The organism is Shewanella sp. P1-14-1 (assembly GCF_001401775.1).
GTDB lineage: Bacteria > Pseudomonadota > Gammaproteobacteria > Enterobacterales > Shewanellaceae > Shewanella > Shewanella japonica.
In genome coordinates this window covers 1-26,582 of record NZ_LKTL01000038.1, presented here as the reverse complement: position 1 = coordinate 26,582, position 26,582 = coordinate 1, and the positions used below count along the sequence as shown (strand labels likewise).

Genomic DNA, 26,582 nt, shown 5'->3' with positions numbered 1-26,582 from the left:
TTAAACAAAATTTGTGGAGGCGCGACCCGGAGTCGAACCGAGGTCGACGGATTTGCAATCCGCAGCATAGCCATTCTGCCATCGCGCCGTATAGAGAATGATTGGAGCGACATATCGGGTTCGAACCGATGACCTATACCTTGGCAAGGTATCGCTCTACCAACTGAGCTAATGTCGCAATCATTTGCTTATCTTCTCAAATAAGCCTTGATGTCATCTTGCTGCAACCTTGCGGTTATACGCTAGAGCATCTCTGTCTACGGGGGTGCATTCTACCGATTTCACTGTCGGTGTCAATTGCTGTTTTCAACAAAACTAACTGAATGAACACTAAATAAACTTATTGAACTTTTATTAAGCTACTCTGCCGTTAAGTCTTTCCAAGCTGCTGAAATATAACTCATCATAGACCAGAAAGTCAGCACTGCAGCAATATAGAATAATCCATAAGCCACATTGGTCAAGAATTCATTAGGCTGCCAAATTAAGCCAACAATCGCGACCATTTGTGCTGCTGTTTTATATTTACCAATCCAAGAAACCGCCACAACACCCCGTTTGCCGATTTCAGCCATCCACTCACGTAATGCGGAAATAACAATTTCACGGCCAATCATGAATAATGCGGCCAATGTAAGATAAATATTGTCATTTTGCTGAACCAGTAACACAAGCGCTGTTGTTACCATTATTTTATCCGCAACCGGATCAAGAAACGCCCCAAAACGCGTCGATTGCTTTAACTTTCTTGCTGCATAGCCATCTAATGCATCTGTGACTGCTGCCAGCCAAAAGATAAATGCAGAAGCAAACGGTGCCCAAGAATAGGGAAGATAAAAAACAATCACAAATACCGGTAAAAGTAATAACCGAAAAAGTGTTAGCGCTATAGGTAAATTAAAAGGCATGAAAGAAACCAAATAGTCAGAAACAGCGCCAATCTTGCCTTAATTTTATCCCCCTCGCAATGCATCATGGATTGTTTGTGCCATTTCTAGGCTAATTCCGGGCACTTTTGTTAATTCTGCCACGCTAGCGCCCTTCACTTCTTGAATTCCACCTAAATGTTGTAACAATAACTTACGTCGTTTTGGTCCAACACCAGGGATTGACTCAAGTGTTGATGTGTTTCTGGTTTTTTGACGTTTATTACGATGCCCAGTAATAGCAAATCGATGTGATTCATCACGAATATGTAAAATTAAATGAAAAGCAGGTGAATCACTAGCCAGCTCAAAGGTTTGTTCATTATTACCAAATACAAAGGTTTCTAAGCCTGCTTTACGGCCCTCACCTTTTGTTACCCCAATCAATAAAGGAGGATTATCAAGATGCACACACTTTTCATCAACGATTGCCTGAGCAATACGTAATTGCCCTAAACCACCATCAATAAATACAATGTCAGGCACCTTTCCGTTGTTATCAATTTTATCAAAACGTCGCTTTAAGGCTTGCTCCATCGCAGCATAGTCATCGCCCCCTGTTATACCGTTAATGTTATAACGGCGATAGTCTGCCTTGTGTGGACCTTCGCGATTAAACACCACACATGAAGCAACAGTGCTCTCACCCATAGTATGACTGATATCAAAACATTCCATCCGTGAGATAGGCTTGGTGAACTCCAGTGCTTCTTCTAGTAGCTGAAAACGTTGTTCGACGGTATTTTTGTGGGACAAGCGAGTATTAACGGCATTACTTGCATTGGTCACAGCCAAACGTAAAAAGTTAGCTCGCTCACCACGTACATGGGTTTTGATTTCGAATTTGCGTTCAAGTGCTGTTGATATGGTGGTTTCCAAAACGGCTTTTTCAGCAAATGATTCACTGATTAACACTTCTTTAGGAATAGTACGTTGAATATCGGCATTTAAATAAAACTGCCCGATAAAAGACACCAATACTTCTTCAAGTTCGGTTTCAGCAGGTACAGATGGGTAATAGCTTCGACTGCCAAAAATTTTACCATCTCGAATAAATAACAAATGAAAACACGCAATACCCGAGGCGTAGTGTACGCCTATCACATCCATATCGCCCTTGTGGTTCGACACTTCTTGTTGCTCCGCAACTCGCCTTAGTGCGGTGATTTGATCTCGATATTGGGCTGCCGACTCATATTCCATTTCGGTTGCAGCATGATCCATCTTAGCAACCAGTTCAGTGATCACCTGCTTATCTTTGCCACGTAAAAATAACCCTGCAAGTTTAACTTGCTCTGCATAGTCGCTATCAGAAACAGCGCCAACACATGGCGCACTACAACGAGAGAGTTGGTATTGTAAACAAGGTCGAGAGCGTGACTTATAATACAAGTCATCACATTGACGAATAGGAAACAATTTTTGCATCAGGTGCAAACTTTCGCGCACCGCTCCACCATTGGGATAAGGCCCAAAATAATGGCCCTTCTCTCTTTTAGGACCTCGGTGATACGCCAAACGTGGGTGTTTATGACCACTCAATAAAATATAAGGATAGGACTTATCATCTCGAAGCAGTACATTGTATTTAGGCATGTATTGCTTGATGTAATCATTTTCCAGTATCAATGCGTCAGTTTCACTGTGAGTCAGTGTGACATCGATATTGGCAATGCGAGCTACAAGCGCTTGGGTTTTTACATTAGGTAAATTAGCGCGAAAATACGAAGAAAGGCGCTTTTTGAGATCTTTTGCTTTACCGACATAAATCACTTCGCCCTTGTCATCGTACATACGATAGACACCAGGCGAAGAAGAAACGGTTTTTAAAAATAAAGCTGAATTAAAACGAGATGGCATTCACTATCCTAGGATAGGTGTTAATACCATGGGCATAACACCTAGCGTTTAAAAAGAACTGGCATCGAGCATTTTGTAGCGAATTGCGAGACGGGTCAACTCCACATCACCACCGATATCTAACTTAGCAAACAAACGGTAGCGATAGCTGTTAACTGTTTTAGGGCTTAAATTGAGTTTCTCAGAAATATCATTTACTTTTTCACCATTGGTGATCATCAACATGATTTGCAGCTCTCGTTCAGACAAGCTGCTAAATGGATTCTCATCTGAATGGCTAAATTGACTCAATGCCATTTGCTGGGCAATTTCTGGTGATAAATAACGTTGGCCACGAGAAACTTGCTGGATAGCACGTAATACTTCAGGTGAAGTGGAACCTTTGGTTAAATAACCCGATGCGCCAGCTTGCATAACTTTAGTTGGAAATGGGTCTTCTGTTTGGACCGTTAAAACAATGATTTTAGCTTCTGGTTGATATCGTAAAATCTTACGTGTGGCTTCTAATCCACCCATACCCGGCATATTCATATCCATCAAGATTACGTCAGCTTCGTTTTGACGCGACCATTGCACAGCAGTCTCTCCGTCTGGGGCTTCCCCAACAACTTTAATACCTCGCTCATCTTCTAGTAAGCGACGAATACCGGTTCTAACTAACTCATGATCATCAACTAAATATACTGAAATCAACTTCAACCCACCTTAAAAACATTCGTCCTGAACATCATTTTAATTTTTATTATATTAACTAGGGTAATTTATCTTATTGAGCGACTCACGGAAAGCGAAAAAGGCGACAATCACTGTAGGAATATGTATAGAGTGTCATTGAAGCTCGAACAATTTACGTTTGGAGCGACAACCTAACAGTCCCTTTAGGTTGATTAGCCTATTAAACAGACAATAAAAAACCGTAAAGAAAATGTTCATTACGGTTTCATATCTTGCTTTAGTCAGTGTTAACTAAAGACGCTGACTAAAACGTCATAGTCACTCTGTCGATTACTTTTCATCATTTTCGATGAAATCATCAGTAAAGTCAGTTGGCCAATATTTGTAACCTTGTACGGTTGCCTGAGCAGCAGCCCCCATCAAGTTGACTTGGTATGTTTTTACACCGCTCACGTCAACAGATTGGTTTGCAGACGCTTGGTCACCGCTTTCTTCATACTTAGCACTGGCTTCTGCTTGTGCTTGACCTTCATAGCCGGATTCTTTAAAACGTGTCATTGCATCGTTATCCATAAAGGCTTGAACGAATGCCATTTGCTTCCAGCCAATACCAGCGCCAACACCACCTGTAGCAAAACGATAATAAGAGTTTTGTCCATTTGACGTTAATACACACACACCACCGCCAGTAGAAAGAGCAAATAGGTAACTGTTGCTCCCCGTACAAACAACATAGCCAACAGATTGTGCAACTGCTGTTTTAGCACCACTATGTTCAGCATAAATTTCTTGTAATGCCGCTTGTGTTTCTTTACGCGCATTGGCTTTTTTTGACTCAGGTGTGTCGCCTGTAGCACAACCCGTAAGTAAAGCCGGTACCATTACTGCAGCTAAAAGACATTTTTTACTGAATAAAGTCGTAGACATAGGTGTTTTCCTCTATGGAGTAAATTGCAAAGTTTTATGACATCAGTCACTGTATTTTTAATGCACGTTGAGCGATGACTTACCCTAATATTGGCTCGGCTTCATCAAAAAATGACTTGAAATACTATTAGCACTAATTGATTGAACAGCTGCTTCTCAACGACTTAATATGCAACAAGTATAATCTTGGTTATCTGACATTAGTTACCATTTTATGCCAACCTGTTAATGCATCTGCCAGTTACACCAATCCAATTAACCTTCATCTCTAAATTTAGCCTTAATTTCTACAACTTGCTCAATATTTTCAACAAACAATTGCACTAATTTAGGCTCAAAGTGACTGCCCGCTTCTCGTTCAAGTAAGGCTACAGCTTCCTCAACAGACCAAGGTTTTTTATAAGGGCGCTCACTGGTCAAAGCATCAAATACATCTGCCACAGCCACAATCCGGCCATAAAGTGGAATTTCTTCACCTTTCAGTCCATTGGGATAACCTGTTCCGTCCCACTTTTCATGATGAGTCAATGCCACCTCTTGTGCGATTTTTAAAAGAGGTGAATCATTATCGCCAAGTATTTCTGCTCCAATGACACAATGATGTTTCATTTCATCAAATTCTTCAGCGGTTAATTTGCCAGGCTTTTTTAAAATGGCATCTGAGACGCCAATTTTGCCAACATCATGCATAGGTGCTGCATGCATTAATACTTCTGCATCTGCTTCATTGATACCCGCTGCTAACGCCAAAATATGCGTGTAGTAGCTCATACGAATAACATGCATTCCTGTTTCATTGTCTTTGTATTCAGCCGCTCGGCCAAGCTTTCTAATAACATCGAGTTGATTTTGCGCAATTTCAGCCGTTTTTTGCTGCACTTTTATCGCCAGCATACGATTTTGATCTGTCAGCGCTAACTGAGTCTGCACTCGACGTTGAACAATAGGAGGATTAAACGGTTTGGTAATATAATCAGCGGCGCCAATATTTAGTCCTTTAATTTCATCATCTGCTGAAATTTTCGCAGTAACAAAAATGACAGGTATATGGTGAGTTCTTTCATCCGCTTTTAATTCCTGACAGACCTCATAGCCATCTATTCCCGGCATCATTATGTCGAGTAAAATTAAATCCAACGGAATCGCTCTAGCAATCTTCAGCGCTTGCTCACCATTTTTGGCGATTTTGATATGATAATCAGCCTTCAGCACACCCGCGAGAACATCAATATTTGCTGGAGTATCGTCTACCACCAATATCGTTTGTTTTTCCATCTGTTCTCCTATCCCTTAATGTTATGTAAACAAGGTGCTGACGAAAATGTCAGCTAAGAATCAAGTTGATTTAATTGCTCAATCATTTGCTTAGCTATTTCCATAGCCGTATCTAATTCATATTCGCTTAACTGCTTTTCTAATAATTTATAATTATGAAGTAATGGCTCGACATTCAAGCAATCACCGTGGTCGTCTAAATACTCAGTTGCTTCCATATCAAAGCTTTCAAGCATCGTAATCAGTGCTGATAAGGTTTTAATCGCTAATGGTTTATCTAAGGTTAGACTATTTTGTTGAGCTGATAATGTCGGCATTGAGTTATTAATCTCTGTGCATACTTCACTAAGCGCTTTTTCCAATATAAGAACAGTCTTAACATTACTCTCTGCTAACTCTTGCTCAAGCTTAGCGGCTAATTCTGCTACGTGTTCAGCGCCAATCATTCCTGCAACACCTTTTAAAGTGTGCACAAGTCGCATTGCTAACGTCTCATCGTTAATTGCTATCGCACGGGTGAAAGCCCCCACAAAACCCGATTGCCCAGCAACAAATTTTGCCAACAGTTTACGGTAAAGCGCTACATCGCCTTGCGTTCTTTGCAGACCTTGCGCTGCATTTATCGATTTAAATTGATTAACAAAATCATGATCGTTATTTTTATCAAGTGTCAGGCTATTCACATCAACAGGATTTGCTGGTGATATCCATTTAGCCATTGTGATAAACATTGCTTCTACATCAATAGGTTTAGGGATATGATCATTCATGCCAGAGGCTATGGCTTTTTCTCTATCGCCAGCCATAGCATTTGCAGTCATCGCAATTATCGGTAAATCAGCATTGTCAGGAATGGCTCGTAATTTTGATGCCGCTGTATACCCATCCATTACAGGCATTTGGCAGTCCATTAGAATACCGTCAAAATTTTCTTTGGCTGCCAAATCCAGTGCTTCTTGCCCATTTTGAGCTAACGTGGTGATAATTTGTTTGCTGTTTAATAGTTCTTCAATCAATTCTTGATTCAAATCGTTATCTTCAGCGATTAACACACTGGCACCAGCCAAATCAGTTAAAGCTTGTGTTAATTCGCTTTTAGAGGTGGTATCTGCGGCATAAGGGCTAGCATCTGACAGAACGTAAGATAAGGTTTTCACCAAATTAGTCTGAGTTTGTGGCTTAGTTAAAATACTATCAAAGTGCACATCAGATGCACTCATGAGTAAGTCTTCTTTGCCGTATGCAGTAATCATAATGAGCTTAGGCTTTATCTCAGGCTCAAGCTCGCCAATAAAGCGTGCGACATCTAAGCCACTGACTTCGGGCATTTGCCAATCGACGATCGCCACATCTGGCCGCTCACCTGCATTAATTAAATCTATTGCTGCCTGGCCTGATTCAAGCGCTTTTACTTTCATGCCCGCTCTCATCAACAAGCTTGATAACACTTCACGGGCAGCTTGGTTATCATCGACTAACAATACTGACTTCCCTTCAAAACTTACATGATGATTTGCATTTCGAGGAGAAGAGGCAATTGGGTTTAAATCAAAAGGAGTAGAAAGATTGAACGTACTCCCAACCCCTACTTCACTACTTAATGTGATGCTGCCGCCCATCAATTCAGCTAGATTTTTACATATGGCTAAACCTAAACCTGTGCCGCCATATTTTCGTGTTGTTGAAGCATCTGCTTGTGAAAAGGCATTAAATAATCTCGATTGCTGCTCAAGGCTCATACCAATACCAGAGTCTTTCACAGAAAATGTTAAATAAGCTTGAGTTGACGTGAGCTTATCTAACATCACCGAGATAATGATATTGCCATTGTCTGTAAATTTAACTGCATTATTGGCTAAATTAATTAATACTTGGCCAACTCGTAAGGGATCGCCAAGTAAGTTTTCAGGGATCTTGTCATCAATATCAAATAGCAGCTCTAGTCCTTTCTCTGCCACCTTTATACCAATTAAATTACTCACATTATTAAGTAAGTCATCAATACTTAGGTCAATATTTTCAATATCTAACTTGCCAGCTTCAATCTTAGAAAAATCAAGAATATCGTTAATAATGCCCAATAATGATTGGGCTGAGTTATTGGTTTTTTCAATATAGTTACGTTGCTGACGGGTTAACTCTGTTTCAAGCGCTAAATGAGACATACCAATAATCGCATTCATCGGCGTACGAATTTCATGACTCATGTTCGCTAAGAAATCACCTTTTGCTTTATTAGCATTGTCAGCCTCAGCAATGGCGTCCGCTAACTCACGCTCCAATTCTTTTGCAGCGTTAACATTAATATGTACTCCACTAATGCGTTCAGGCATGCCTTTGTCATCAAATTCTGACGTCTGACCGATACTTAAAATCCAGTCATAGCTACCGTCTTGTCGAAGCAACCTGAATTCCTGACGGACAATCTGATTTGGGTCGTGTTCAACATTGGACTTAGCGTCAAAAATATCAGCTTCATCATCGGGGTGAACTAGCGATGCAAATGTATCTACACCATTTTTTAATGGCGACCATTTATCTTCGTTGGCGCAAACATCAAGTTGGCGATACCCCAGCATTTCGCTGTACATTCGATTAACGACAACACGATTTTGATTCGGATAAAAATCCCACATTCCCATCTGAGCACTTTTTGCTGCGACTTCAAGCTTCTCCTCTGAATCAAGTAATAAGTTTTCAGCTAATTTCTGTTCAGTAATATCAAATACTGTACCGTCGAAATAGCATTCTTGCTCATTATCAGTTAATTCGAATTTCGCCATAATCTGGACATAACGTAACTCGCCAGAGCGATTCATAATCCGCATATCGAGTAATACTTTGCCGTTTTGTAATGCAGCTTCGCGAACCTTTTCAAAAAAACCTTCGCCGTCGTTCCCTACTGCCAAATCAACGAAACGCCTTACAGGGTTCTTACCAATAAAGTCACTCACTGGATAACCGGTAATATGTTCAAAATTCGGGCTAATATAGAAAACGGTAAAGTTATTTTTCTTCAAATCGACGTAATTACAACGAAATACTGCTCCTTGTATATTCTCAACTAAGGTCTGATATTGCTGCTGATTCTTCAGCATTTCAGCCCTGACAGTCTCTTGTTCGTTGACATCGAGTAGCGCTAAACGGATCTCAGCTAAACTCCCATCGGGATGAAACTCGGTTCGTACCGATAATGACACCGCTAACGCGCCACTTGAGTGAGTGTGTAAATACAATCTCGCATCTGAGGTATCTTCCCCTTGTAATGCCGATTCAAAAATCTGTTTACCCTCACCATCATCTGTTGCTAATACATCCATCCATTGCAATGTCGCAAATGCTTCACGGTCATGACCGGTTATTTCAGCAAACTGCTTGTTATGCTTAGTAAAATTGCCATTTTTATCTAAGGTGGCATAAGCTACAGGCGAATTTTCATATAAATCCCATAACCTATTTTCACGTTCTTGCAGATCTTTAGTTCTAATCGAAATGGTTCTTTCTAATTTTTCATTATTGATTTGCAATCGCTGCAATACATGACGACTCAGCCACAAACTGGCAGACGTGAGCAATAAACAAGACAAAGCAATAATGCAAATTAGGGTAATAATGATATTTTTAAAATATTGAAAATTACTGCTCGCTTCATCAATACTCATTTCTGTCACAATGCCGAAACCGTATCGCTCATCCCACTTCCAAGCACCGATAACTTCGACACCTAAATAATTTCGATAACTTTTAAAAGAGTTACCGTTATTTTGCGAACTCACTTGCTCAGCAGCATAGGTTAAACGTCTTTCATTATGACTTTCGGCGGCGGGTTCATCTGGCGTTAACTCTCGCTGTGGGTTAGTGACATAAAGATTAAGTACTGACATTTGACCAGGCTCTAATAAGCCAAGCGAAACTAATTTATCTTCATGGCGACTGTGAGATAACATCCTGCCCTTGTGATCAACAAAGTATGACTCACCAGTATCACCCACAGCGCCACTTTGGGTTAAGTTTGCGAACTCTAAATATGGATCAATTCGTAACGATAACACTGCTGTAATTTCACCGTTATCTTGAATAATTGGGCTGAGTACAAACATGGTTGGAGTATCTGAACGGGTAATCCCCAAGGGATTTAACAAGGGAACATCTGAGCGCATTGGTGGGGTTATTACAACTTTACCGCTTATCGCTTCATTAAATAAATTAGGATAGATACGTTTTACAATGTTAGTTAAACCAAGGTTTGCATCTCGGCTAGACGCGAGATTTTTACCATCTAAGCTAATAATAAAAAAACCTAATGACCCAAAAGAGTCACTGTAACGTTCATAAGCATCCCTAGACCAAATTAAGTGCTCACTGTCTAGTAACTCTTCTTTATCTGCGCCAATATTTTCTAGTTTAATGGCTCGCTTTAATAACAAAGGGTTTGTCGCAACCGCATTTACACGGTCTTCCCAACCTTTTACCCATGACGACAAAGCGGCATCCGTAGTTAAGGCTACAGACTCTAATGCTTCAGAGCTTTTTTCAATATCATGTTTATAAGCTATGTTAAGCCCGATGTTGGCAATCGTTGTCATTAAAGCCAAAAAACTACAGACGATTAAGCCAATATAAAGGCGGTTTTTGTCATTGGAAAAAAAACGCGTAATGTCTTCATTTGCTTCGGTGCGCAAACGTAAAAATAGCCAACCTAAGAAAATAAGTAATCCCACTGAAGCCAACATCAAAAACGCATTGATTTCCATAACCTTCCTTATTTCGGGCGCAAACCCTGAATCTACATAATGACTTAATTACTCATGCGGGAGATACACTGACACACTAGTCGTTTGGTTTGCATCATCAACATCTAATGCCACTTTACCTTGCTGAGCCTCGGCAAGTAATTTTGCTGAATATGTCCCAATTCCTGTGCCATCGCTTTTGCCAGCTGAAACATACTTTTGCCAAAAATGTTGTCGGATATCTTCATCCACAACACCAATATTTTGAATACTCACTTTTAAGAAGGCTTGTTTGGTTTCAGGCTCCTGCTCACGTTGTAGCATCACCGAAACTCGTGTTTTACTTGGCGCAGCTTCACATGCATTCTTTAATAAATTGAATAACATGGAATAACTTAAACTTTCATCACCCATTGCAAAGTAATCTTCATCACCGTCTTCTTCGCAATCAAGATAGATAAGCAAGTGCTTAACCTGAAACGTTTTCTTTAACACAGCAATGATTTTTTGGATAAGGGCAAGTATAGAGAATCGTTTAGGGCTTAACACAAAACGCCCCGTTTCAATTTTATACAGTTCACTGGACATATTAATCATGTTCAACAACTGAAATGTCATGTCCTCAGCAATCGTCGCATTTTCAGCGTTATTTTTAGAAATATGTGGGTCTGACTTAATTTGCTCAATCAATGCCATTAACCCTGCAATAGGCCCCTTTAAATCATGCTGTAAAACTTGCTGTACTTCTTGTTTGAGTTTTTCATTTGCCACTAAACTGTCGAAATCTGATTGCAAATTCTTATGCATAGTCACATAAGCCATCAGATTCCGTACTCTTAATTTGAGTAGTTCGGGTTGTATTGGTTTACTGATATAGTCAACTGCCCCACCATCAAGTCCTTGCAGTTGATACTTATCTTCTGTGAGTGCGGTGACAAAAATGACGGGAATATGTTCCGACAATGGATGTTTTCGAAGTTGCTTTAACACCTCAAAGCCATCCATATCTGGCATCATAATATCTAATAAAATAATATCAGGAGGCGTGTCAGACTGAGCGATTTCAAGCGCCTTCGCCCCTTGTTTAGCCAGTTTAACTTGGTACTCGTCTTTTAATAATCCACCTAATAAGGTTAAGTTATCGGCAGTATCATCAACAATAAGTACTGATGATTTTTGATGTTTATCTTGCTTAGTAAGATTGAGGGCTATATCACTTTCTGCATCTGATTGCTCACTCGTCGATGTTGCCTCTTGTGCTACAACACCAGCTTTATTACTCACAAAACCTTGTAAGCATTGAGTGACCCTTTGTTGCAATATCATGCTGTTAAATGGTTTGATGACAATATCAGTCACACCTTCTTCGATGGCCTGACTGACGCGTTCTCTGGCTGCTTCTGCCGTGATCATTAAAAAAGGGATATATTGAAATTTTGGTGTACTTCGAACCACACAGAGTAATTCAATTCCAGACATGACCGGCATGTTCCAATCAGAAATAATAAGGTCAACATGGGTGTTTTTAAGTATGTGTAGTGCCTTAGCGCCATTTTCAGCTTGATAAATTTGGCCAACACCAAAGCGACGTAATTGATCAGAACTAATTTTGCGAATGGCGTCCATATCATCCACTATTAACACGGTTTTCTTCGCTAATTCCATGAAACCTCTTCTATCTGAATCAAGCCACCAAACTGAAAGATAACGCTTTATTCGTTCGCCTTTAAGAGTCTGTTTGTGACATTTTTGCCCCGACTAAACTTGCCACAATAATTGCCATATAAAATTGCCCACAAATGGCCTCAGAAAAAGCAAAAAAGCGAGCAATGGGCATATTTGGAGAAATCTCACCATAACCTACGGTCGTGAGGGTGATATAGCTGTAATAGATTGCCGTCGAAAAATTATCAGTCCATTTCTGCACTTCAATGCCATTAAAAGCGGGGCCAAATATCTCAATCAATAGTAAGTATATAAAAGCCCAAATTAGCCCTAATAGTAAAAATATACAGATAGAACCTATAATCTGATTCGTGGATATTTTGCCGCTGAACAATACTTGCTTTGCTGCGCGATAGGTTGCAACTACGAGAAAAGCCAAAATTGTTAATAAGCCAACAATATCAAGGTTAAGTAATTCAAAAACCGAGCCAATACTGGCAAATAACAACGTCGTGATCATTAAGCCAAAGGTTGATCGAATCCAGCGTTTATTCTCGCCTAGACCGATAACAGCAATAGACAAGCTCATGACTGTGGTACCAACAATAATCATTTGCCCAGCTTCAAAAAACTGCTCAACCAAAGCTGCACTTAACAGCACTAATATTAACGAGCCAAGAAGGTAAATAAAGTTATCTTCTTGGGACATATGTTTATTCATTAAGCTTTACCTTTACTCTTTTTCTGCATCTGGTAACACAGATTCACTATCAAGCTCAGCCGTTTCAACCACAAGCCAAGCTGAGAAAAGTTTGTAACTCAATGCAAGTACAACGGCTCCAACAAATAAGCCAACAATGCCAGATAGAATCATCCCACCAATTGCACCTAGCAATATCACTAACATAGGAATATCAACACCGCGCCCCATTAACATAGGTTTTAAAAATGCGTCACTGGCACTCACCAAAATACTCCAAATCATGAACATAATGGCTACCGTTGAAGATTCCACGGTAAATACATACGCAATAATGGGGCCCAAAATTAAAATAGGCGGCAGCTGAATAATGGCTAAAATAAGAACCAGTAACATCCAAATACCCGTACCCGGTACACCAGCTAAACCTAAACCAATACCCGCTAAAATGGATTGAATAAATGCCACGCCAATAACGCCTTGCACCACACTACGAACCGTTGCTACCGCAAGTTCAGAAAACTCTTCACCATGTTTACCAGCAAGCCTTACCGAAACCTTATGAAACATCTGGTTTGAGCCTTGGGCCCGAGACATGAATACACCTGCAATAATGATCGAAATCAGAAACTGTAAGACGGTCATCCCAAAACTGCCGAATATACTTGCAGCCTTAGACGAGAACCCTTTGATTTCATCAGCGTAGGTTCTGACAACTTTTTCTAAGTCAGAAGAAACCGAAGACCAAAAGTTGTACAGCTTTTCACCTACTAGCGGTAAATCAGCTACAGATTCTTTGGGCGCAGGAATCACTAAAGTACCGTCATGGACTTCAGCGATAAAATCTTGAGTGCCTGACACTATCGCGCCAGAAAAAAGGAAAGTCGGAACTAGTAGTAATGACAGAGCAAGTAACGTGACCAGCAAGCTAGATTTACCCACTGATAGTTTTACTTTTTTACTGAGTAATATCACCACTGGATAGAGTGCAATAGCAATAATACCACCCCATAGAATCGGCATGATAAACGGCTGAATAATTTTAAAACACCAAATCACCATGATGAAAATTAGCGCAATTTTAATCGCAGCATCAACAGCAGCATGAGTAAACTCAGATGCAGTTGTTATTTTTTTCTCACTCATAAGTTGTCTTTCCCTGCTTTATTGGCAATCCATTTATCAATATTGAACGAAACCATGAATCGACATAGTGTCGTTAACTTGCTTAAACAAAAGTCATTTATGTTTCATTTGCTATTAAAATATAGCGTAAGTTATATAAGATTACACTGAGTTAAAAATAAAAATATTAATTCGCTATTATTTTTTTATTAACTGGTTTTTCTCGCTAAACACAGGGGCATATTTAATATAAAACTGAGATTAATCAGTCATATGTGATAGCGACAATTGTCATGCCCCCAGCGAAGCAAACACGACTATCAGTCATTCAAACGCAACATGAATATAATTGAAGTTAATTAAGATAAGTTCTTTCTGAATTCACGTGGTGAAACGCCAGCTAAACGTTTAAACGCACGCGAAAAATGGGCGACATCAGCATACCCTAATGCGGATGAAATTTGAGTAACGGGTACACTAGGATCATTTAACATCAACTTTGCTTGTTCAAAGCAAATGCCTTCAATCACTTTGCTGTAACTCAATCCTTCTTCTGTGAGGCGGCGCTGTAAAGTGCGTACACTGAGTCCTAATAAATCCGCTGCGGTGGTAATTGAAATTCGTCCCATGCTCAAATAAGGCGTGAGAGCATGAGTAAAGCTATCAATAAATCGCTCAGGCCCCTCAATTACAGCCTGTGGGGGTTGGCTCCAGCCTTTTTTATACTTAACGCTTTGCGACAAAACTTCGGCAGAAATGCTCACAGCAGTGACACTGCGTGCATAATAAATTTGTGACTTACTGACCTTTAATTCACTTAAGTAATCCACTTCGCTTGGAGATTGCAGAGCAATCTCATCAGGTGACCACTGGCTCTGAGTTAACACCCTAATTAGCTCAAGCATCATAGTTACCGCAAACAGTTCTGCGAGATTGGCATCAAAAGAATGTTTAATATTTCGGTATCGTGCGAACCACACTTTGTTAACCGAGGTTTTAAGCTGAATATTGGTCTGTTTTGATTCACTGTTTACAAGATGGGTAAACTCAAGCAATGCGTCTCTTACCGTGCCATTTAATGCCATTTTAGCAAGATGCTGCGGCACAAAAATACTTCTCGCTACTTGCTCTAACCAATTGGCAAAACGCTTAGAGTTCAGCTTGCGATACATGATTGCCAGTAATTTTTGCAGTGCTGCTTCTGAAAGGTATTCAGGTTCAGAGGAAAGTACAGTATCTGGCAGGCCAGCTTCTTTCAGAACAGGGTATATATTATTTTCAAAGTCTTTAAGTCTAGCGATGAAAGGAACAAAGTATTCGGCACGTAATAGCGGAATATAATGGTTCTCTTCCAGTGTTTTTTTAGATTCAGCTTGTACTGCATGTTGAGTTTTGTTTTTTGCGTTACTTTGGGTTTCAGTCATGATGTGATTACCTTTAACGCCTAGATACTGTTTAAAAAAGCTGCCTATACCTGTTGTTTAAATCAATTTAAATTTCGCCTGCTGTCACTCAAGATTTATCTGTTTACTCATCAAACAGCGGTTCTTTTTTGTAAAAAGCGCCAATTTCTCGTTTCTAAAAAGAAAGAAGCAACAACCATATACACCCCGACAATAAATAGTTGAGCAATACGAATATAGAAATTCGTCGCCACATCAGCGTCTGTGGATGATGCCGTAGAGCCAACAACAACTAACAGCGCCGAGAAAATACCCGCAAAAATGGGGGCCTTAACAGGATCTGCATAAATTTTTTGACTAAATATTAAGGCGCACATCATGGCTAGGCCGATATAAAAAACAAGTTCAGGTACAATCACTAGCATGTTATAAAACACTATCGCTAATACCCCGCCTATCCCATTGGTAATCAATAAGAAAAGGCTCACTTTTACACTTTTACTTCCGGCAGATTGTAACGATAAAATAGCAATAAATATCATCGTTAGTAAGGCGCCTGTTATCTCAAACAAAAAGAAGAAAGTAATAACAGGAAACGCAATAATCAGCGCTCTCACCGATTCATATAAGCGCTCATCTGTTGTCAGTCCAGCTTCAATATGAGATTCACGATTGGGCGATAAGTCAGGTAGTAAAATATGTAATAAGGCAAATATTAATACCGACACGACACCAGAAAAACTCAAACCCACACCGACAAAAATGGCGGCTCCAGGATGTAAAATCCCTAAATATGGCAAAACTAACGTAGAAATAATTAAGATAGTGGCAAAAAAATTCCACTTGGGATCGGAGAACAAATAATAAGCCCACAGCATCAACACGGCCAGCAAAGGTAATAGCACGAGCGGGTATTGCACTGGGCCAAAACTGACCAACCAAGCAATACCGATAGTCACGACCATTGAAATCAACAATTCATAAACGGTTTGAATTGTTGGCTCGACTCTATCAACAAGAAACTTAGCCACAAATACCGGCACGATAAACGCTAATTGCCAAGCAAACACCGCCGAAATACCAACTGCGAGTCCAATACCTAGAGTGAAGCGCAATACACGTCGTGTATATATTGCTTCTTCTAATTCAGGATCAAGTGTCGCTACCGCCTTATCTGACATAAGAGAACCAGCTAACAAGACGGATCCAGAACTTACCAAATAGGTTCATTATCGAGCTCTCTTTGGTGTAGACCATCACGTCGGCTTGTCCGCCAACACGACGTAACCCTTTAGCTTCCTCTTCATCAAATACAATCGTGACAGGGAAGCGTTGGGATTGTCTTAACCAACCCGTTTGCCCTGTCGTTTGCGCTAATTTACCCGTTTGCTCGTTTTGGCCCCAATCGACACCATAATCAATGTAGGCGACTTTACCTGTAAAGACTTCACCAGGCGCGTAATCAAGTGCGAACTCCACTTTATCGCCAGGCTTCATATTGCCAATACTGTTTTCTCTAAAGTTTGCTTCAATCCACACATCTTCAGAAGAAATAAATGTCATAACAGGCTGGCCTGCATTGGCATAAAAGCCTTCTTTTAAACGGAAGTTTGATGCAACACCATCTGTTGGCGCTTTAATTTCGGTTCTTGCTAAATTAAGCTCGGCCTGTTCTAACGCTAACAGTGCAGATTTAACGGCGGTATTATTTTCACCTTCAGAACCTAAACGTTCTTCTGCTTTAGCTAAATCAGCTTTTGCAGCTGCGACACCAGACTCGGCACTGACTAACTCAGCACGGGCATTATCGGCATCAGCTTGTGACATAACTTGTTGCTCAACCATAGTAAAAATACGCTTTGATTGTACCTGCGCATTTTTATAATTCGCTTCCGCATTAGCCACTTTAGCCTTAGCAGCTGTCACATTAGCAGTTAATGCCCCCATATTTTGCCCTGCTTGGGTCACTTGCTGTTGAGCAGTAAACAAGGCAATTTCATAATCTCTTGGATTAATACGAGCTAACACTTCCCCTTCACGGACCAAAGTATTTGCAGTGGTAAGAATTTCAATTACCTCACCTGACACTTGAGGTGTAATCGGCACAACATATCCGCGTACTCGTCCTAAGTCCGTTGACGGTATATAGCGATCGGCAAATAAATGGAATACAAATAAAAAGCACACCACTAGTAGAATAATATTAGTAATTTTTCGGATTTTTTGATTCTTAGCTTTGTCAGCAGGTGCATCTGGTGAGGCATTATCGGCGACAACATCGGTTTTTTGAGCTTCTTCTGTAGGCTTTTCTTCTTGCGTTGAAGGAAGCTCTTTTTTATTTTCTGTCATATCTTTCCCTTGAATAGCCACACGAAATAACGTTTAAAAGACTTTATTTCAACACCGACAATGTTAACAAGTATTCAATCAGTTGTTAGCAGAATTCAAGTATAGAATTATTTTGCTAAAGATCTCAAATATAACGATTAAATTCTCAAACAATATATCGCTATTCAGTACGGAAAAATAAGCAAAGAGGCAAGTAAATGAAGTCAGTTATACACCTATAATGGTCATCAACTCACTTCATTTTTAGGATGTACACAGATTAGTTTTTTGAAAAGCTCTGTAATGCAATCATCGCAGCAGAAGCTTTATCTGCAGGTACGAAGATGTGATCATGGTAGTAAGCCGCAATCACATTGGCACTGATATTATGCTGCGTCAGTTTATCTGATATTGCTGCCGTTAAGCCAACCGCTTCAAGGCTCGAGTGAACGGTTAACGTGATTTGCTTAAATTTTGCCTCAAATGGCAGGTATGCCTGTGTGGCACTTTCCGCCGATAACACTAAGGTTAAGCCTTCTTTTTCTTGAAAAAAACATACTGGATTAAGGTGAACATAATCAGCAATTCGCCCCGTTACAGAACAAAAAACAAATTCCCCAGCTTGAAGTTCTGGAGACATACTTGATAATAATTGCGATAAATCAGTCATTCCTGTCATTGCCGTTTCCTGTGCTATCTCAGTTTGCATAATGTCTTATTACAGATAATTACCATTTTCATTTTGAGCCAATATGATTCGATAACACCTTTCTTTAGTTTTATTCTGTAATCCAATTTTCATTAGAATCGTCTTGAAACATAATGCCTCAATAACCGGCTAAACGCTGTTGGCTATAAGTAAGTGAGGCACAAGTAAAATCAACTGTTTTTGTCCTGTTTTAATGATTTGTTAAGTGCTAATTGCCAAATCATCAGGAGAAACTCCTGCACCAAGTACGATTGACCAAGCTCTAACTTTCCAATTTTTTACTAAGCCGTTTAGAACATACGGATCTTGTTTAGCAAACTTCTCCGCAATATCAGGAGAACTACCTTTAAAAAGTAATACAGCTCCATCGCTAGGCTCAGTTAATGCACCACCTAACAGTAATTCACCGCGTTCTACAGCAGATAAAGCAAGTTTAATATGCTCATCTCGGTAAGTTTCTCTTCGAGAGATATAATCAGAAACTACATCATAAGTTAGTAGAAAATACATATTCGGCTTAATCCTTTACACCTAACGCCTCAATAAGAGGAATTTATAGTTGGCTTAAATGTTGAACGCAGAGAAAACAGCCAGCTGCAATTTTTCCAGCTTTAATGCCTTGTTATATTGCATTTGGCCTCAATCCAATATCTGAGCATACCTCTGGTAAAATTTCCTTAGAGAGACCAGTCGGAAGTGCATCCAATTTAGGCGTCGCAAATTGAAGTTGATACAACTCATCCTCGCTCGTAATACTTTCTATCCATGAATTAAAGAAGGAGACTCTGGAGTAAACTTCCGTAACGCCATATTTACCAATACTACCACCTTCAACTCTGGAGCTAATACCCAACAAATAATTAGTATTGTTTGTTTTTATATAAGCTGGTCCGCCGCTATCTCCACCACCAGATACTCCTTCTAACGGTAAAGCTGAACGATCACGATCAAACCGAAACTTTATTAATGGACCATTTGCTAACACGATCTTATTTTCAGCTTTTCTTAGAACCCCTGCGTTTTCGTAATTATCTATGGTTTGCCCAGTCAATCCATTTCCGGTTCCCCCTACACCTATAAACCAAGTTGATTTTCCAAGCTCATCTGATTTTTCATAGATAGTTGCAGGCTCAATGTCATTAATAGGGTTAACTAATTTTACAAGTGCAATATCATGGCTTTTACCTGGCTGATAATTTTTGTGCACAAATATTCGTTCTACTTTATGAAGGCCATTGTGTAATGCAATATAGCTACCAGAATTTACGCAAAATGTTGCATGGGCTGCGGTTACAACCCATTTGGGTTTAATTAGTACTCCATGAGCGCCATCTACATAAAATGTAGCCAAAGGTTTAAAGTCCTCAGAATAGGCAAGGTATTTTTCATTATCAATATCATGCCGAACTACAATCGCTGATGCTGATAGGCTTATAAATATTAAAGTAGACAGTAGAATTATACGCATGACACTCCTTTGCAATTTAACGCCATGATAAGAGGTGTATAAAGTTGGCTAAAATTAGTGAGGTACGAACGGCTAGCCAACGTTTAGACGTCCTTATCCTTTATCATCTTGTTAGATGCTATGTTACGTATGAACCTAGCAACGGGCTTTTCAAAATATTTAAATGATACAAATGCTACTGAAACAGTTAAAACCAAAGATAATAACAACTTCAATTCAACACTTAAATTGAGCTTGTTTACAAAAATAATAATTGGCATGTGAAGCAAATATAATGAATAAGATACTTTTCCCAAGAAGTCACCGAACCTGTTAGCTAATAGCACATTGTTATCAGGAACTAAAAATACAATACAAAAAAATACGGAACTCATTACAAGTAATACTTCATAGCTTAACCACATTCTTGTCTTAGCATCAGACGTAACAGATGAGATCTCTGGATACATAGCAGGTATTAAGAGTAACACGAAAATAAAGTAATGTTTCTTAAGGTATTTCGGCACCTCAAAAGAGGTATAATGCATTCCAAAAATAACCCCAATAAAAAAATAAGGTAAACTTCTTAACGTATTAAATAAGTTGTAACTAACTCCGTTTATGTCTCCATATACTCGTGGAAAGTTTGCAAAAAATAGCAGGAGCATAACCGCTAATATTGAAAGGTAAATATAGCCCCTCCTATTCTTTGAAAATGACCAAAAAATCAGGAATACGAAGTAAAATTGTATTTCAGGGGGGATTGACCAAAGTACACTGTCACCATATAAAAATAGAAGATGACTAATCAGTGCATTCGTATCTGGAATGTTATAAAGACTATCATTGCCGATTAAGGACAAAACATAAGAGCTAAGTACAATAACCAAGAATAATGGAACTACTCTTGCGATTCGAGCTAATAAGTAGCGCTTGATATTAATGCTGTTGAATTTTTGGGTCATGTATAAGTGAGACATTAAAAAACCACTCAGCAAGAAAAACAGCATTACACCGTACGCTCCAGAGCCTCCGCCTAACATTCCATTAAGCCAATTTGTAATATCGCTAAAATGAGTAATAAACACAATTAATGCAGCCAACCCACGCAATGTGTTTAATTTTCTAATCTCCAACTAAAACCCCGGACTTGAATAATGCAGGCATCTAACGCCCAACTAAGGGGCAAATTAATGCTTGGTGCTTGGCTATAATTTGGAACGCAGTGACAAAGCCAAGCTTTATTTGTCCCGCTTTAGTTACTTGTTAGCTATACCTTTATACCCAGCTTTAAAGGTGTTAATGCTGTTAGGGCAATGTTTATACGCCACTTTGTATAACTCTCTAAATTCCTTTTGCTCGTTTGTATTTGTGTCAAGTTCGAGAGTTGTATTTTCAATTACACTGGTCATTAATGACAATTCTTTAGCTATAAGGTGATCAGGGTTTGTAATTTCTTTATCGGGAATATTACGCAAGCACTCCATAACTTGAATTACAGGGTTAATATTTTTCTGAGAAGCAATGTCGTTATTGCAAAGCCCTGAAAAAGAAATGCCTGAAAGAAAAAGCAATATCCATATTTTCATCTGAACTCCAAGTACACCTAACGCTTTGCTAAGGGGCAACTAGCAGTTGGCTAAACTTGCGCGAAGCGCCAAGCCAACTGTTAATTGTCCCAGTGAATTTACGAACGAACTTGAGCAACTTGTATGGATAATAAACCCACCTAATTTACAAATACTTCCCTGTTTCGGGTAATGTGAGACCCAGGCTTTAGCTGCAACTAAAGCTTTCCTTGTCGTAGTTCGATTGATTGCTGGCTCCTCTATTGAGAGACCGATAACAAGAAAGAACGCGACAAAGGACTCCAAGCAAAACACTCGAATAGTCTACTGGGTCTCGAACCCGCATTTGCAAGCAAGAGTTAGCTTATTATGAATTCAAAAACTAATCAAAACATTAACATCGGTGTCGATACGGGTAAGTTTCAGCTCGATATTTATATCCGACCACTCGATATCTTTTTCAACGTCAAAAACGATGAGAAAGGCATTAAAGAAGCTGTTAACCTCATCAAGAAACACCATCCTGAACGTATCGTTATTGAAGCAACAGGTCGCTTAGAAATGCCATTTATCATGGCCTGCGCTGAAGCAAATCTGCCCTTCGTTATTGCGAACCCAATACATATAAAACGATTTGCTGGTGCCATTGGTCAAAAAGCTAAAACAGACAGGCTAGATGCGCAGCTCATCGCTCATTATGGAGATGCGATTAAGCCTAAGCTATCTACTTTAAAGCCTGACATCATGCAGGCTATGAGCGATTTAGTCTCAAGACGCAATCAAATTATGGCAATGCAAACGATGGAGAAGAACAGGCTGCAAATTCTGCCGAAAGAGGTTGCGATGACCATCAAACCTATCTTAACTGTATTTAAAAATCAGATAGAAAAGATAGAAGCAAAAATAGTTAAACTCATCGAGTCCAACCCTGCTTCTCGTAATAAATCAGCCAAGCCAAAAATATCATTCTACAAAGCATGAAAGGAATAGGTAAAATCGCCGCTGCTTCAATCATCAGTAACCTGCCTGAACTTGGATATATTAATAATAAAGAAGCGAGTTCATTAGTTGGTGTTGCACCAATGAATAAAGAAAGTGGTCGCTTCAAAGGCCAACGAAAAATTCAAGGTGGACGGCATCAGGTCAGGACTGTTTTGTATATGGCAATGATGTCAGCCATACAATCAAACCCTGTTTTTAAAGAAACTTACCAACGTTTAGTCGCAGCCGGAAAACCAAAGAAAGTAGCTATTATTGCCTGTATTAGAAAGATGGTCGTGACGCTTAATTCAATGCTAAGAGATGGTGTGATGTGGGAAGCGCCAAAAGCTTGAAATTAGCTATTGACGCCATAGTCTCTTGTTATGTGCTTTTAAAGGCAATCTCTGCCTACACTACAAGCAGTTAGTAATGCAAAAACAGGAAACAATAACCCCAGTAATATAGATAATGACGCAGCTATTATATGTTGAATGTTATCAGGCTTTTTCTTACTAAAGACAATTATGATGAACATTATTGCTAAAGGTACTGAATAAACAATTGAACTAATCACCAACAGCATTGATGCTCTATTTTCTCTTCCGTAGTCTGAAGCCTCAAAAAAATAAGCATAGTAATATAGACTTATAAATACACAAATAGCAAAGAAGATTAAACTACTAATATTAAAGCGCTTTATTATTAGGTAACCTAATTCCAAAAAGACAAAGCAAACCAAAATTGCAGTAATAAAAATAGATATCAACTACACCCCTCCATGAGCACATAACGCCTTACTAATAGGCACATAAATGCTTGGCTAAAATTAGCGACGAAGGAGCACAAGCCAAGCGTTTTGCATCCTTTTAAGTAACTTGTTAGTTGCCGGCTTAAATAATTGTCCAAGGATTGTAACCCATAGACTCAATTTCTGGAGCAATTACATCAGCTAAAAATTCTTTCTCCTCGGTATCAAAATCATCCCAAGGCAATTGATCCACAAGTTTTTGTAACTTGTCTAATTTAGAGGATTTGTCTAATTCAGAGTTTTCATTAATCACCTTCAGACTTTTAAGAAAGTTAACAGTGACACTCTCAAGTTTTTTAATCACAGGAGCAGGTGATGGTATTAGCCCCCGTTTTTCCCACAGCGGTAAAGCATAATTGTCGTTTAGGATTAGTTCTTCAATTTTCATGCTACTTCCTTGAGCAAAGCAATTAATACTTAAAATAGATATTAAGATGAAACTCAATAATCTCTTCATAGGCAACTAACGCCTCGTTAAGAAGCAAATAATATGTTGGCTAAAATAAGTGACGCAGGAGCAAAAGCCAACTGTTATTTGTCCTGCTTTAACGACTTGTTAGGTTTACACACACCTGAGTCTATTAGTTTTTTATTGTTTTCAACCTGTTTATTATAAAAATTAGACTTCTTTGTTACTTCACATAATTTTTCAGCGTCTATCGAGTGTTTAACAAAAAACGCTGGAACTAGCATATTCATTTGGAGAGCTGAAAAGTAAATTATTAACGAAGAAACGAAAGCAACGAAAAAAGCTTTAATTCCTTTCTTACTTTTACAAAAAAACGTCAAAGGGAGTAAATAGATCCATAAAAATAGAACTATAAAAATGATACTGTAAGTTTTGGCATTATCCAAAGATGCAAAGTATTCACCGAAGTGTTTGGGATGGATGCCATGATTAAAATATAAAGATAATATAAAAGAAAATCCGTATAAAGCCAAAACCACTGTAATAGAGTGGGTTCGTAAAAAGTGGAGAGCTAATAGGTATATACTGGCAAATGGTTTTTCTCGTTTATCTATCCATGTGAAATAAGCTAAATAAAACACACCTAGAAAAAAAGCTGGAACGAAAGAATAATAAATAAATGATAAAACAACCCATTCAAAATTGAATATCGAAGTTACATCTTTGAAACTTAAATCAGTAGCGCTCGAAGTAGTTAGCGCAATTAATACAGAAAAAACAGAGAAAGATAACACTAGATCAACTAAAGCAAACCTTAAGTCATTTTTCGCTATTTCAGATTGTCGTATCTTAGGCCAAACTATGAATTTCGACATTCTGAAAAAGTACTCTAAGAATGGAACTTTCTCTATTACGAGCCTAAATGGAATTAATGTACTACTCATACTTTCCTTGTAAACCTAACGCCCAGCTAAGCCGCCGGAACGGAGTTGATTGTTTTGTGCTAGCGTAGCGAAAAAGCACAAAACGAGCAACGCAGTGGAGGTCGGTTTGAGCTGTTTGTTAAGAGGCATCTGCACGACCTAACTCCACAATTTTCTTTAAAGCGAATTTCCCTCTTTCAGAGACAGCATCAGAGCTATCTGATGCAAATTCGTCCGCTAACTCTTTACCGATACCACCAAGCGTGTCTAGCTCTCGAATCAATATTTCTGCGGAAACTCGACGTACAATTGATGATCGATCTTTTGCAGATTTTTGTAGTAGATCGAGTATAGGTGTTTCGACGCTCAACTTCCGCTCAGAAACGATAGGAATTAGTTTTTTTTCACAATATCGAATATCTGTCCAGACCCATTTGCGCCCTTCTAACCAAGTTACTCTGCTTTCAAATAGGCTTCGATAAGCCTTCGCACGTAATGACGGTTGTACGGCAAGTGATGCGATTTCTTCAACATGCCCATCCAATATAGGGGTACGGCCTAGCTGAGAAAATAGAGAGGTCATTGGCCCAGAAGCTGAAAACATTATTTTTTGGATAAGTGATTGCGCAATATTTTCATCACCTATGATTTTTAGAAGAACGTCTTTATCTGCATCCTCGATTCTACCCCACGAGCCCCAGTTTGAAAGAGCAATACACAACGCCTCAACTACGTATTCGGAGTTGGATGCCTTGGCTAATTCTAAAAGTGTATCTCGCGCAGCAGCACGAACCTCAGGAACCCAGTCATTTAGCCTCCTAACTGCTAATGAAAAAAAGAAAGTGTTTGGCGCTGCTCCAGAAAGGGTGCGTAAAGTTTTCTCACGTCTATAACCATCCCAACTGGTAAGATCTAGCCAAGTTAGAATCTCGATGGGCTTCGACCATGACTTCCATTTAGAGGGGACGCTTTCTCTCATAGCAATAGAAAACTCAGATCGGATCAAACGCTCCCAATAGTCGAAATTTGAAAGGGGTATTTGAGACGTAGCTTCAACCAGTGACGACATATCAGCCAAAATTTTGCTTCCTGGTTTGATCGAGCTGGCAAATTCTTTGACTGCTGAGACGATTCTATCTTCCATAATTTCTGGCTGGTACACCTTCTTGCCTCTTAACGCCGCAAACAGCGGCAGACTTGTTGTTGATTGTTTTGTGCGAAAATAGCGAAGCCATGCGCAAAACGAGCGACGACAAGTCTGTCCAAGGAGCGGAGCGACTGATGCTGATTTGCCTTGTTATGTATGCTCATTGCGGCACCACTTGCTGTAAACCACAGGAACAAAAAAAGCGGCTATTGATGCAGTGAAACCAACAACCATGCCCCATGCTCCAATCGGATGAAAAACACCAAATGAGTGTAATGCCACCCAAGATAAAGCCAAAATAACTAGTAGAACTCCCACTGCCGTAATTCGATGCGTTTTATCCCCCGCACCATTGCGTAACCAAACCACAAGAATGATCGTGGATAGAACACTTAATATCAGTAGTGGTAGACCTGCGCTCATATTTTCCTAAGTAGCCTCATGGAACATAACGCCCACATTAAGCGGACTAAAATAGTTGGTTATAATGTGTAGCGAAGCGAAACCTAACCAACTGTTTTAGTTCCGTTTAAATTGACTTGTTATGTGTATTATTTACAACAATACCATCCATTCTTTTTGCTACCATGATATGTGTCTGCAAACATTTTAAAACTTGCATTGCAATTAGAACACTTGAAATAATTGAGGACTATATCAGACCACGGAGCATTATTTGGTACGAGATGGAATTCCTCTTGATAGCCATCATTTTCTGGCGGAAGCGCAATTAAATTTCCGTTTTCTACTTCTGCTTTAATGCGTTTAATAAGTGAAGAAAACTCATTGGGATTCTCAACCAATACTGTCTGTTTAAGACCAGTACACTGTTCGCATTTTTTATTCCGCAGAAATTTAAACACTTAGCTAACTCCATTTACACATAACGCCTTGCTAAGCGGATAAAAATGGTTGGTTAAAATCGCGAAGCGATAACCAACGGTTTTTATTCCGTTTAAGCAACTTGTTAACT

22 protein-coding genes, 2 tRNA genes and 1 pseudogene are annotated in these 26,582 nt (G+C 39.3%); 1 reads left to right on the top strand and 24 read right to left on the bottom strand.

The features are described 5' to 3' along the window. Positions 1-14: 14 nt before the first annotated feature. From AN944_RS19825 to AN944_RS19735, 19 genes are all read right to left on the bottom strand, one after another. Positions 15-88, bottom strand: a tRNA-Cys gene (locus AN944_RS19825). 14 nt (positions 89-102) lie between these two features. After that, a tRNA-Gly gene (locus AN944_RS19820) sits at positions 103-178 on the bottom strand. Between the two features lie 181 nt (positions 179-359). After that, entirely contained in the window at positions 360-908 is a 549-nt protein-coding gene (gene pgsA, locus AN944_RS19815) for a CDP-diacylglycerol--glycerol-3-phosphate 3-phosphatidyltransferase (RefSeq protein ID WP_055026385.1), read from the bottom strand. Between the two features lie 45 nt (positions 909-953). Beyond that, on the bottom strand, positions 954-2,786 hold the full coding sequence (gene uvrC / locus AN944_RS19810) for an excinuclease ABC subunit UvrC (protein WP_055026384.1): 1,833 nt from the start codon (positions 2,784-2,786) through the stop codon (positions 954-956). A gap of 48 nt (positions 2,787-2,834) precedes the next feature. Then, positions 2,835-3,479 (bottom strand): UvrY/SirA/GacA family response regulator transcription factor, encoded by a 645-nt coding sequence (uvrY, locus tag AN944_RS19805; protein ID WP_055026383.1) that lies wholly within the window; start codon positions 3,477-3,479, stop codon positions 2,835-2,837. A gap of 312 nt (positions 3,480-3,791) precedes the next feature. Beyond that, positions 3,792-4,388 carry a hypothetical protein gene (locus AN944_RS19800; RefSeq protein ID WP_055026382.1) on the bottom strand — a complete coding sequence of 199 codons (597 nt, stop codon included), beginning with the start codon at positions 4,386-4,388 and terminating at the stop codon, positions 3,792-3,794. Positions 4,389-4,643: 255 nt separating this feature from the next. Further along, entirely contained in the window at positions 4,644-5,663 is a 1,020-nt protein-coding gene (locus AN944_RS19795; RefSeq protein WP_055026381.1) for an HD-GYP domain-containing protein, read from the bottom strand. A 53-nt stretch (positions 5,664-5,716) separates the two neighbouring features. After that, positions 5,717-10,417 carry a response regulator gene (locus AN944_RS19790; RefSeq protein WP_055026380.1) on the bottom strand — a complete coding sequence of 1,567 codons (4,701 nt, stop codon included), beginning with the start codon at positions 10,415-10,417 and terminating at the stop codon, positions 5,717-5,719. Between the two features lie 48 nt (positions 10,418-10,465). Beyond that, positions 10,466-12,061, bottom strand: a complete 1,596-nt coding sequence (locus AN944_RS19785; protein WP_055026379.1) for a hybrid sensor histidine kinase/response regulator — start codon at positions 12,059-12,061, stop codon at positions 10,466-10,468. 61 nt (positions 12,062-12,122) lie between these two features. Continuing rightward, complete coding sequence (locus tag AN944_RS19780) at positions 12,123-12,782, bottom strand: potassium channel family protein (protein WP_055026378.1); 660 nt, start codon at positions 12,780-12,782, stop codon at positions 12,123-12,125. 12 nt (positions 12,783-12,794) lie between these two features. After that, a complete protein-coding gene (locus tag AN944_RS19775; protein ID WP_055026377.1) occupies positions 12,795-13,907 on the bottom strand; it encodes an AI-2E family transporter in 1,113 nt (370 codons plus the stop codon). A gap of 338 nt (positions 13,908-14,245) precedes the next feature. Beyond that, positions 14,246-15,310 carry an AraC family transcriptional regulator gene (locus tag AN944_RS19770; protein ID WP_055026376.1) on the bottom strand — a complete coding sequence of 355 codons (1,065 nt, stop codon included), beginning with the start codon at positions 15,308-15,310 and terminating at the stop codon, positions 14,246-14,248. A gap of 110 nt (positions 15,311-15,420) precedes the next feature. Then, on the bottom strand, positions 15,421-16,470 hold the full coding sequence (locus tag AN944_RS19765) for a DUF2955 domain-containing protein (protein ID WP_055026375.1): 1,050 nt from the start codon (positions 16,468-16,470) through the stop codon (positions 15,421-15,423). Then, the gene (locus AN944_RS19760) at positions 16,460-17,638 is read right to left on the bottom strand and encodes an HlyD family secretion protein (protein ID WP_055026374.1); all 1,179 of its coding nucleotides are present in this window, start codon (positions 17,636-17,638) and stop codon (positions 16,460-16,462) included. Before AN944_RS19760 ends, AN944_RS19765 begins: the two co-directional genes overlap by 11 nt. A 259-nt stretch (positions 17,639-17,897) precedes the next feature. Beyond that, positions 17,898-18,296 (bottom strand): ACT domain-containing protein, encoded by a 399-nt coding sequence (locus AN944_RS19755; protein WP_055026373.1) that lies wholly within the window; start codon positions 18,294-18,296, stop codon positions 17,898-17,900. Positions 18,297-18,527: 231 nt separating this feature from the next. Further along, on the bottom strand, positions 18,528-18,836 hold the full coding sequence (locus tag AN944_RS19750; RefSeq protein WP_055026372.1) for a YciI-like protein: 309 nt from the start codon (positions 18,834-18,836) through the stop codon (positions 18,528-18,530). A 112-nt stretch (positions 18,837-18,948) separates the two neighbouring features. Further along, on the bottom strand, positions 18,949-19,794 hold the full coding sequence (locus AN944_RS19745; protein WP_055026371.1) for a trypsin-like serine protease: 846 nt from the start codon (positions 19,792-19,794) through the stop codon (positions 18,949-18,951). An 83-nt stretch (positions 19,795-19,877) separates the two neighbouring features. Next, complete coding sequence (locus tag AN944_RS19740) at positions 19,878-20,909, bottom strand: acyltransferase (protein WP_055026370.1); 1,032 nt, start codon at positions 20,907-20,909, stop codon at positions 19,878-19,880. Between the two features lie 123 nt (positions 20,910-21,032). After that, positions 21,033-21,362 carry a hypothetical protein gene (locus tag AN944_RS19735; protein WP_055026369.1) on the bottom strand — a complete coding sequence of 110 codons (330 nt, stop codon included), beginning with the start codon at positions 21,360-21,362 and terminating at the stop codon, positions 21,033-21,035. 348 nt (positions 21,363-21,710) lie between these two features. On the opposite strand from AN944_RS19735, the pseudogene AN944_RS19730 reads away from it, so the two are divergent. Continuing rightward, positions 21,711-22,675 (top strand): annotated as a pseudogene (locus AN944_RS19730) (IS110 family transposase). Positions 22,676-23,212: 537 nt separating this feature from the next. On the opposite strand, the gene AN944_RS19720 reads toward AN944_RS19730, so the two are convergent. From AN944_RS19720 to AN944_RS19700, 5 genes are all read right to left on the bottom strand, one after another. Next, complete coding sequence (locus AN944_RS19720) at positions 23,213-23,518, bottom strand: hypothetical protein (RefSeq protein WP_055026367.1); 306 nt, start codon at positions 23,516-23,518, stop codon at positions 23,213-23,215. Between the two features lie 143 nt (positions 23,519-23,661). Continuing rightward, positions 23,662-24,483 carry a hypothetical protein gene (locus AN944_RS19715; RefSeq protein ID WP_055026366.1) on the bottom strand — a complete coding sequence of 274 codons (822 nt, stop codon included), beginning with the start codon at positions 24,481-24,483 and terminating at the stop codon, positions 23,662-23,664. Between the two features lie 118 nt (positions 24,484-24,601). Then, positions 24,602-25,624: a hypothetical protein gene (locus AN944_RS19710; protein ID WP_055026365.1), complete on the bottom strand. Its 1,023-nt coding sequence runs from the start codon at positions 25,622-25,624 to the stop codon at positions 24,602-24,604. A gap of 135 nt (positions 25,625-25,759) precedes the next feature. After that, positions 25,760-26,032 (bottom strand): hypothetical protein, encoded by a 273-nt coding sequence (locus AN944_RS19705; RefSeq protein WP_055026364.1) that lies wholly within the window; start codon positions 26,030-26,032, stop codon positions 25,760-25,762. A 128-nt stretch (positions 26,033-26,160) separates the two neighbouring features. Beyond that, positions 26,161-26,472, bottom strand: a complete 312-nt coding sequence (locus AN944_RS19700) for a hypothetical protein (protein ID WP_055026363.1) — start codon at positions 26,470-26,472, stop codon at positions 26,161-26,163. Positions 26,473-26,582: the final 110 nt, after the last annotated feature.

Bases quoted from the DNA above. Each gene is read 5' to 3' on its own strand.
- pgsA (WP_055026385.1), bottom strand. From the start codon at position 908: ATGCCTTTTAATTTACCTATAGCGCTAACACTTTTTCGGTTATTACTT.
- uvrC (WP_055026384.1), bottom strand. From the start codon at position 2,786: ATGCCATCTCGTTTTAATTCAGCTTTATTTTTAAAAACCGTTTCTTCT.
- AN944_RS19800 (WP_055026382.1), bottom strand. From the start codon at position 4,388: ATGTCTACGACTTTATTCAGTAAAAAATGTCTTTTAGCTGCAGTAATG.
- AN944_RS19795 (WP_055026381.1), bottom strand. From the start codon at position 5,663: ATGGAAAAACAAACGATATTGGTGGTAGACGATACTCCAGCAAATATT.
- AN944_RS19790 (WP_055026380.1), bottom strand. From the start codon at position 10,417: ATGGAAATCAATGCGTTTTTGATGTTGGCTTCAGTGGGATTACTTATT.
- AN944_RS19785 (WP_055026379.1), bottom strand. From the start codon at position 12,061: ATGGAATTAGCGAAGAAAACCGTGTTAATAGTGGATGATATGGACGCC.
- AN944_RS19780 (WP_055026378.1), bottom strand. From the start codon at position 12,782: ATGAATAAACATATGTCCCAAGAAGATAACTTTATTTACCTTCTTGGC.
- AN944_RS19775 (WP_055026377.1), bottom strand. From the start codon at position 13,907: ATGAGTGAGAAAAAAATAACAACTGCATCTGAGTTTACTCATGCTGCT.
- AN944_RS19770 (WP_055026376.1), bottom strand. From the start codon at position 15,310: ATGACTGAAACCCAAAGTAACGCAAAAAACAAAACTCAACATGCAGTA.
- AN944_RS19765 (WP_055026375.1), bottom strand. From the start codon at position 16,470: ATGTCAGATAAGGCGGTAGCGACACTTGATCCTGAATTAGAAGAAGCA.
- AN944_RS19760 (WP_055026374.1), bottom strand. From the start codon at position 17,638: ATGACAGAAAATAAAAAAGAGCTTCCTTCAACGCAAGAAGAAAAGCCT.
- AN944_RS19755 (WP_055026373.1), bottom strand. From the start codon at position 18,296: ATGACAGGAATGACTGATTTATCGCAATTATTATCAAGTATGTCTCCA.
- AN944_RS19750 (WP_055026372.1), bottom strand. From the start codon at position 18,836: ATGTATTTTCTACTAACTTATGATGTAGTTTCTGATTATATCTCTCGA.
- AN944_RS19745 (WP_055026371.1), bottom strand. From the start codon at position 19,794: ATGCGTATAATTCTACTGTCTACTTTAATATTTATAAGCCTATCAGCA.
- AN944_RS19735 (WP_055026369.1), bottom strand. From the start codon at position 21,362: ATGAAAATATGGATATTGCTTTTTCTTTCAGGCATTTCTTTTTCAGGG.
- AN944_RS19720 (WP_055026367.1), bottom strand. From the start codon at position 23,518: ATGAAAATTGAAGAACTAATCCTAAACGACAATTATGCTTTACCGCTG.
- AN944_RS19715 (WP_055026366.1), bottom strand. From the start codon at position 24,483: ATGAGTAGTACATTAATTCCATTTAGGCTCGTAATAGAGAAAGTTCCA.
- AN944_RS19705 (WP_055026364.1), bottom strand. From the start codon at position 26,032: ATGAGCGCAGGTCTACCACTACTGATATTAAGTGTTCTATCCACGATC.